This window comes from Pseudonocardia acidicola, assembly GCF_012911935.1.
GTDB classification, from domain to species: domain Bacteria; phylum Actinomycetota; class Actinomycetes; order Mycobacteriales; family Pseudonocardiaceae; genus Pseudonocardia; species Pseudonocardia acidicola.
On the sequence record NZ_JAAXLA010000014.1, the window covers coordinates 102,305 to 109,916 of the forward strand.

Sequence of the window (7,612 nt, forward strand, 5' to 3'; positions counted from 1 at the left end):
GACCATGAAACCAGCACCGTTCGCCTACGTCCGCCCCGCGCGGCTCGACGATGTGCTCGCCGAGCTCGCCGGTGGCGACGGCAAGGTCTTGGCCGGCGGGCAGTCGCTGGTGCCGGTCCTGGCCATGCGGCTGGGCCGGCCCGCGACGCTCGTCGACATCAACTCCGTCGAGGGTCTGGACGAGCTGACCCGCGACGGATCCGGTGACAACGCCGTGATCAGGGTCGGTGCCGCCGTCCGGCAGCGCACCCTGGAACACAGCCCGCTCGTCGCTGCGGTGCCGCTGCTGCCGCTCGCGCTGCCCTTCGTCGGGCACCGCGAGCTGCGCAGCCGCGGCACCGTGTGCGGCAGCCTCGCCCACGCCGATCCCGCGGCCGAGCTCCCCGCGGTCGCGTGCTGCCTCGGTGCGACCCTCGAGGTCGCCGGCCCGGGCGGGCGCCGCACGATCGGTGCCGAGGAGTTCTTCCTGGGCGCCATGACCACCGGCGCCGGCCCGGAAGACGTCCTGGTCGGCGTCGAGTTCCCGGTGGGCCGGCCCGGGGAGGGCCACGGCTTCGCCGAGATCGCCCGCCGGCACGGCGACTTCGCCCTCGCCGGGGTCGCCACGAAGGTGACCGTCGGCGGTGACGGCGCCGTGGCCTCGGCCCGGCTCACCGGGTTCGGGATCTCCGACCGCCCGGTGACCCGCGACGTCACGGCGCTGCTGCGCGGCGCCGGTGAACGGCCGGCGGAGCAGGACCTGCGCTCCGCGACCGCGGAGTTGGCCGCCGAGATCGTCGACACCGGCGGCGACAGCCACGGTTCCACCGGCTACCGCCGCCGCCTCTTCGGTGTCCTCGCCGCCCGTGAGCTGGTCAAGGCCCACACCCGCGCCGCGTCCACCGGAACGGAGCACCCCTCATGACCCAGCTGTCCGACCGCGTCGGGGAGACACGGCGCAGTGATGCGGCCGCCCGCGACGACGTCAAGGCTCCACAACGCACGGTTGCGCCGCGGGAGAAGGTGGCGGCGGGGGAGCTGGTCGACATCGCGATGACGGTCAACGGAACTGACGTGACCGTGTCGGTCCCGGCCCGGATGCACCTGGCCGACGTGCTCCGCGAGCACCTCGGCCTGACCGGCACCCACCTGGGCTGCGAGCACGGCGTCTGCGGCATGTGCACGGTGCTCGTCGACGGCGACGCGGCCCGCGCGTGCCTGCTGTTCGCGGTGCAGTGCGAGGGCGCCGAGATCGTGACCGTCGAAGGCCTCGGAGCCCCCGACGACCAGCACCCGCTGCAGCAGGCGTTCTCCGCCCACCACGGCCTGCAGTGCGGGTTCTGCACCCCCGGCATGCTGATGAGCAGCTACGACCTGCTGGCCAACGGCCCGCAGGGCACCAAGGTCGACCCGGCGGACCTGCCGGAGGAGATGTCCGGCGTGATCTGCCGGTGCACCGGCTACCGGGGGATCCTCGACGCCGTCGCGGACGTCGCCGCGGAGCACCCCGAGGGCCTGCCCGGCCCGCGCAACTGCGCGGCCCGCACCCTCGTCGGCCGCGGTGGCGGGCACTCCACGGCGACGCCGGGGGAGGAGGCCGCGGCGTCGGCGGTCGCCGGCCCCGCGCTGCCACAGGAGGTTCGGATGCCGGGCGGCGCGCCGTCGGCCACCGTCGAGGTGACCAGCGCGCTGTCCGCCCCGGTCGAGAAGGTGTGGGCGGTGCTGGACGACTTCGACCAGCTCGCCCGCTGCCTGCCCGGCGCGGAGCTGGTCGAGGTGCTGGCCGACGACCGCTACCGCGGCCGCGCGAAGATCGCGCTCGGGCCGGTGAAGCTGTCCTTCGAGGGCCTCGCCCAGGTCATCGAGCGGGACCCCGCCGACCACCGGATGCGGGTGCTCGCGCAGGGCGCCGACACCGGCGGCAGCGCGACCCAGGCCGACATCCGGCTGCGGGCCGAGGCGGCGCCGGGCGGCGGCACGGTGCTGAAGGCGGACGCCGCGCTGTTCCTGTCCGGCCGGATCGCGCAGTTCGGACGCGCCCTGGCCGGGGACGTCAGCCGGCGGTTGTTCGAGCAGTTCGGCGAGGCGGTCGACCAGACCGCGACGACCGGGACGGCGCCGGATGTGAGCGCCGGGCCGAGCCCGGTGAAGATCGCGATGGGTGCGGCCCTGGACGCGATCAAGCGCGGGGCCGCCCGGGCCCGCGTGCGGATCCAGGAGGCCATCCGCACGCGCCGGGCCCGCTGACCGTCCGGTGTCCCCGGCCGTGCTCGATGCGCGCGGCCGGGGACACCGGGAGCCTCGGGCCCGCCCGTCGCTCATCCGGCGGCGAAAGATCTGCTCGGCGTTCGCCCGGCCGGCGAACTAGGGTTCAGGCCATGCGCAGCGACGCCATGTACGACGCCATGTACTCTGCCACCGCGATGGCGCGGGGCGGGCGGCTCGATCACCGGCGGTGCCCGCACCCGCCGCGCGGCACCGGCGACGTCGCCCTCACCGTCGTCGACGGCGACTGATCCGATGGCTCTCGACTCCCAGTTCCGGGACCTGCTCGACACGCTCGCCGTGGCGGGCGCCCTGCCGCTGATCCGCGGCACCGTGGAGGAGACCCGGGCGCACTACCGCGCGTTGGCGTTGGCCCGCCGCGGCGAGGGCTTCGTCCCCGAGCCGGTGGCCGCCGTCGAGGACCGGACCGTTCCCGGGCCGGCCGGTCCGATCCCGGTCCGCATCTACCACCCGATGCACGGCCGGGGCGCCGCCGTCACCTACCTGCACGGCGGCGGCTGGGTCATCGGCGACCTCGACACCCACGACCCGGTCTGCCGGCGGGTCGCCAACGCCGTCGGCGCGGTGGTCGTGTCCGTCGACTACCGGCTCGCACCGGAGCACCCGCACCCGGCCCCGCTCGACGACGCGATGGCCGCGCTGGCCTGGACCGCGGACGTTTTCGGCGACCGGATCCTGGGCGTGGCCGGTGACAGCGCGGGCGCGAGCCTCGCCGCCGGCGTGGCGCTGCGGGCCCGGGAGGAGGGGCCCGCGCTGGCCGGGCAGTTGCTGCTGTACCCGGCGACCGACCCGTCCATGGCGCTGCCGTCGATCACGGAGAACGGGGAGGGCTACTTCCTGACCCGGGCCGACATGCAGTGGTTCTATGCGCAGTACGCGCCGGACGGGGCGGCGACCGACCCGGCGCTCGACCTGCTGCACGCCGACGTCACCGGCGTGGCCCCGGCGGTCGTGGCGACCGCGGAGTTCGACCCGCTGCGCGACGACGGGGACGCCTACGCCGAGCGGCTGCGCGCCGCCGCGGTGCCCGTCGTGCATCTGCCCGGACCCGGGCTGATCCACGGCTACGTCGCCTTCCTGGGTGCCGTCGAGGCCGCCGACGCCCGCAGCGCCGACGCGTTGGCCGCCTTCGCCGGTCTGCTCGGTCGACACGCACCCGGGGCCAGGACCGGCGATCTGCGAGGGTGAGCCCATGACCCGTCCCATCCGCATCGGCGTGCAACTGCAACCCCAGCACGCCGACTACGCCCCGATCAGGCGGGCCGTCGCCGAGGCCGAGGAGGCCGGCGTCGACATCGTGTTCAACTGGGACCACTTCGTCCCGCTGTACGGCGAGGCCGACGGCAAGCACTTCGAGTGCTGGACGATGCTCGGGGCCTGGGCGGCTGGCCGGCCTGGCCGACGCCCTGCCCCTCGTTCGGTCTAGCTTCCCCAACCGTCCCAATCCAATTGGGACGTTCGGGTTAATCGGTATCATCCCACCATCCATACGTTTTCTTCGCTGTTGGTTCCTTGCCGAACAATGAGGCCCGGACCGCGGTTCGGTGCCGGGTGCGAAGCCGCCGCTCAGGCCATTTTCCGGCGGCAGGGGTCTGGATCCGCCCGGCCGTCCGGACTGCGGAGGGCACTGTGCCGCCTCCAGTTTCGGACTATTTCTGCGCCTGGATGACCCCTGATCGGAGCATTCTCCGATGTTCGGGTGAATTCTGAACCCGTCGGCTGGCGAAGCGTTTCGCCGAGGTGAGTCATCGGGTGGGGATCGCGAGCGGCGACCGCCTTCCGGTCGGAGGAGGCCGGCGATGTCTCGCCTGACATCCGAGCGCCCGGCGACCCGGGGCCACCATGCGAGCGCCTGGAGCGCTCGGAGCGCTGCCGGGCCTGAAAGCGGTGCGAACCCCGCCGACGCGTCCGGGTGCGGTCCCTGTCCACGGCGGGCCTCCCCTCGCGATCCGCCCCGTCGGCCGGTGCCGAAGGCGCGGTGACGCCGCCTCGTGATCCGTGGGGACCAACCCTCCGGGAGCGGACGACCACCACTGATCGTCGCCGAATCCGGCAGCCCACAGTTTGTTCCGGCGGCGACCGGAAATGTCGGTTGTGTATATCTTGAAAGGGCCTGGCCGGCATATACGCGCGGCTGTCACCGGTACGCCGTTCGCGGGCCCGAAAAAAACTTGTTAATGAACGTCCAACGCTTGACATCGTGGCTGGAAACCCGAGTACCCTGCCGCATTACAGGAAGCGCGATCGGGCGTTTTCTGGAGGGGAGGGTAGTGATTATGCGTACATGGTTCGACGAACTGAGGCCCGCGCTGCCGAGCTGGGGCGGGCACGGGAAGAGCAGCCACCGGCGCAGTCACCGGCGCGGTCACCGGCGCAGCCACCGGCGCACCAAGCACTGACGGATTGCGCAGCAGTGGGTCCTGCCCGCAGCCCTGCGGGCGGGACCCGCTGAGGTCGACCCCCGATGCCGAACTCCGAGACGCCGCCGGCGGTGCGGACGGACAACGGGACGCCGCAGACCGGACAACCGGTCGTGACGCAGCGCTCTCCGGTCCCGGCGGGTGGCCCCGACGGACTGACCGCCGCAACCCCGAGCACAGGCCTGGTGGCGATATTCCGGCGCTTCTGGCCGTGTACCCGTCCGTTCCGGGGGCGATTGTGGATCGCCCTGGTGCTGGTGGCGCTGGGGCCGATGCTGGACACCGCGGGCATCTGGATGTTCAAGGTCCTCATCGACGACGTGCTGGCCCCGCAGAACTTCCGGCTCTTCCCCGTCGTGGCGGCCGCCTACGTGATGATCACCGTGGCCGGCGGAGCGGTCTCGTTCACCGACGACTATCTGACCACGTGGGTGGGCGAGCGGTTCGTGCTCGACCTGCGCACCCGGTTGTTCGCGCACCTGCAGCGGCTGTCGGTCGGGTTCTTCGAACGTCGCCCGCTCGGCGATGTCCTGTCCCGGCTGACCAGCGACATCGACACCATCGAGGAGACAGTGGTGTCCGGTCTGGTCGACGCGCTGTACTTCGCGTTCACGATCGTGCTCTACGCGGCGGCGTTGTTCTATCTGAACTGGCAACTCGCGCTGGCCGCGCTGGTCGCCGCACCGCTCTTCGCGCTCATCGCCCGGTCCTTCTCGGGGCGGATCAAGAAAGCCTCGCGCGAGAAGCGCCGCCGCGCCGGCTCGGTCACAGCGGTGGCCGAGGAGAGCTTCGGCAACGCGGCGCTGGTGCAGGCCTACGCCCGCGAGGACTCCGAGATCGGCCGGTTCCACCGGGAGAACCTCGCCGCCTTCACGGCGCAGATGGCCGCGACCCGGCTCCGCGCCCTGTTCCGGCCGGTGGCCGACCTGCTCGAGGCCGCCGGAGTGCTGCTCGTGCTGGGCCTGGGCATGTGGGAGCTGGCCCACGGCCGCATCACGCTCGGTGGGCTGCTGGTGTTCGTCGTCTACCTGACCCAGCTCTACAGCCCGGTCCGCGGGATCGGCCGGCTGTCGAACTCGGTCTACGCGGCGGCCGCGAGCGCTGAGCGCGTCATGGAGCTGCTGGACCAGCGACCGCTCGTGTGCGAGGCCCCGCGGCCGCGGCGATTGGACCGGGGAGCCGGGGTCCTCGAGGTCGAGGGCCTCGGATTCGCCTACCCGGGCTGTGATCAGCCCGCGTTGTGCGACGTCGGCTTCGCCGTCGGGAAGGGGCAGAAGCTGGCCGTGGTCGGGGCCAGCGGTGCCGGCAAGTCGACGCTGACAAAGCTGCTGCTGCGCCTCTACGACCCCGACACGGGCGCCATCCGGCTCGACGGGTGCGACCTGTGCGAGCTCTCGCTGGCCGACCTGCGCCGCAACATGGCCGCGGTGCTGCAGGAGACGCTCGTGTTCGACGGCACCATCCGGGACAACATCCTGTGGGGCCGCCCTGGCGCGACCGAGCGCGACGTGGTGCGCGCCGCGATCGCCGCAGACGCGGATGCCTTCATCCGGGAGCTGCCCGATGGCTACCACACCCGGGTCGGACAGCGCGGCCGGCTGCTGTCCGGTGGCCAGCGCCAACGGGTGGCGATCGCCCGAGCGATGATCCGGAACGCACCGGTGTTGATCCTCGACGAGCCCACGACCGGCCTGGACGCCGAGTCGGCCGACCGCATTCTCACGCCGCTGCGGCGGCTGATGACCGGACGCACCACGATCGTGATCGCGCACAACCTGCTCACCGTGACCGACGCCGACCGCATCCTGTATCTGGATCACGGCCGGGTCACCGGGACCGGCACCCACCCCCAGCTGCTCGCCACCCACGCCGGATACGCTCGGCTCTACCGGCTGCACCAGCAGCAGCCGAGCGGACCGCAGCAGCCCGGCGCGTCGTTCATGCAGCGGAGCCCGGTATGAGCACCGCCGCACCGATCCGCGGTGGTGCAGCACGCTGTCTGTTCCCCGAGGGCGGCCCCGAGCACCGCGATAGTGAGCCTGCCGGGCCATCGCCCTTCGCCTCCGGCGACGAGATCGCGCCCGGATACCGGGTACTCGAGCACCTGCACCGCGGGGCGGACTACGACACCTACGACGTCTGGAGTGAGGTGCGCTTCGCCCGGTGCTGCATCAAGACCGCGCGAGGCGACCGGTGCGAGGACCGGATGATCCGCCGGCACCTGCTGCTCGAGGGGCGGCTGCTGACCTCGCTGGCGCATCCGCACCTCGTGCGCGGCTACGAGCTCATCCGATGCGCCCGGCCGCAACCGCCGGTCCTGGTGCTGGAGACGCTGAGCGGGGTCACCCTCGCCTACATCATCGACGACCTCGGGCAGCGGCTGCCCGCCGCTGCCCTGGGCCACCTCGGCCGCCACCTCTGCTCCGTGACCCGCTACCTGCACGGGGCCGGGTACCTGCACCTCGACATCAAGCCGGGCAACATCATCACCAACGCCGGGCGCGCGCAGCTGATCGATCTGAGCCTGGCCCGCCCGCCCGGACGCTACCGGCGGGGTTCCGGAACACCGGCCTACATGGCTCCCGAACAGATCCGCGGCGGTCATCTCGGGCCGGCCACGGACGTGTGGGGCATCGGCCTGGTCCTCTACGAGGCCGCCACCGGGTTCGCGCCCTTCGACCTCCCGGGCCCGACCCCCTCCGTGCGCCGCCGCACCGCCACCGCGGACCTCGCCGACCGCTACCCGCAGCTCACCCGCCGGGCGCCCCGCATCCGCGCCCGGCGCCGGCTCGCCCACCCCGTTGCCGACGCGATCGACGCCTGCCTGGCACCCGATCCCGACCGGCGCCCGACCCTCGCTGCGCTCGACGCCGCGCTGGCCGCCCTCACCGGCCACGACACCCCCGCGCCCGGCCCCACCTGAGAGC

At 72.9% G+C, this 7,612-nt stretch carries 6 protein-coding genes and 1 pseudogene; all 7 read left to right on the plus strand.

What is annotated here, in order from left to right:
- The first annotated feature begins 4 nt into the window (after positions 1 to 4).
- Positions 5 to 904: an FAD binding domain-containing protein gene (locus HF526_RS10370; protein ID WP_169381154.1), complete on the plus strand. Its 900-nt coding sequence runs from the start codon at positions 5 to 7 to the stop codon at positions 902 to 904.
- Positions 901 to 2,226 (plus strand): xanthine dehydrogenase family Fe-S subunit, encoded by a 1,326-nt coding sequence (locus tag HF526_RS10375; protein ID WP_169381155.1) that lies wholly within the window; start codon positions 901 to 903, stop codon positions 2,224 to 2,226. The genes HF526_RS10370 and HF526_RS10375 overlap by 4 nt, the downstream gene beginning before the upstream one ends.
- Before the next feature lie 131 nt (positions 2,227 to 2,357).
- On the plus strand, positions 2,358 to 2,495 hold the full coding sequence (locus HF526_RS10380; protein WP_169381156.1) for a hypothetical protein: 138 nt from the start codon (positions 2,358 to 2,360) through the stop codon (positions 2,493 to 2,495).
- 4 nt (positions 2,496 to 2,499) lie between these two features.
- The gene (locus HF526_RS10385; RefSeq protein ID WP_169381157.1) at positions 2,500 to 3,453 is read left to right on the plus strand and encodes an alpha/beta hydrolase; all 954 of its coding nucleotides are present in this window, start codon (positions 2,500 to 2,502) and stop codon (positions 3,451 to 3,453) included.
- A 4-nt stretch (positions 3,454 to 3,457) separates the two neighbouring features.
- A pseudogene (locus HF526_RS10390) lies at positions 3,458 to 3,649 on the plus strand (LLM class F420-dependent oxidoreductase); the annotation flags it as partial.
- Between the two features lie 1,287 nt (positions 3,650 to 4,936).
- Complete coding sequence (locus HF526_RS10395; protein ID WP_420821607.1) at positions 4,937 to 6,646, plus strand: ABC transporter ATP-binding protein; 1,710 nt, start codon at positions 4,937 to 4,939, stop codon at positions 6,644 to 6,646.
- Positions 6,643 to 7,608 carry a serine/threonine-protein kinase gene (locus HF526_RS10400; RefSeq protein ID WP_169381159.1) on the plus strand — a complete coding sequence of 322 codons (966 nt, stop codon included), beginning with the start codon at positions 6,643 to 6,645 and terminating at the stop codon, positions 7,606 to 7,608. Before HF526_RS10395 ends, HF526_RS10400 begins: the two co-directional genes overlap by 4 nt.
- The last annotated feature ends 4 nt before the right edge of the window (positions 7,609 to 7,612 follow it).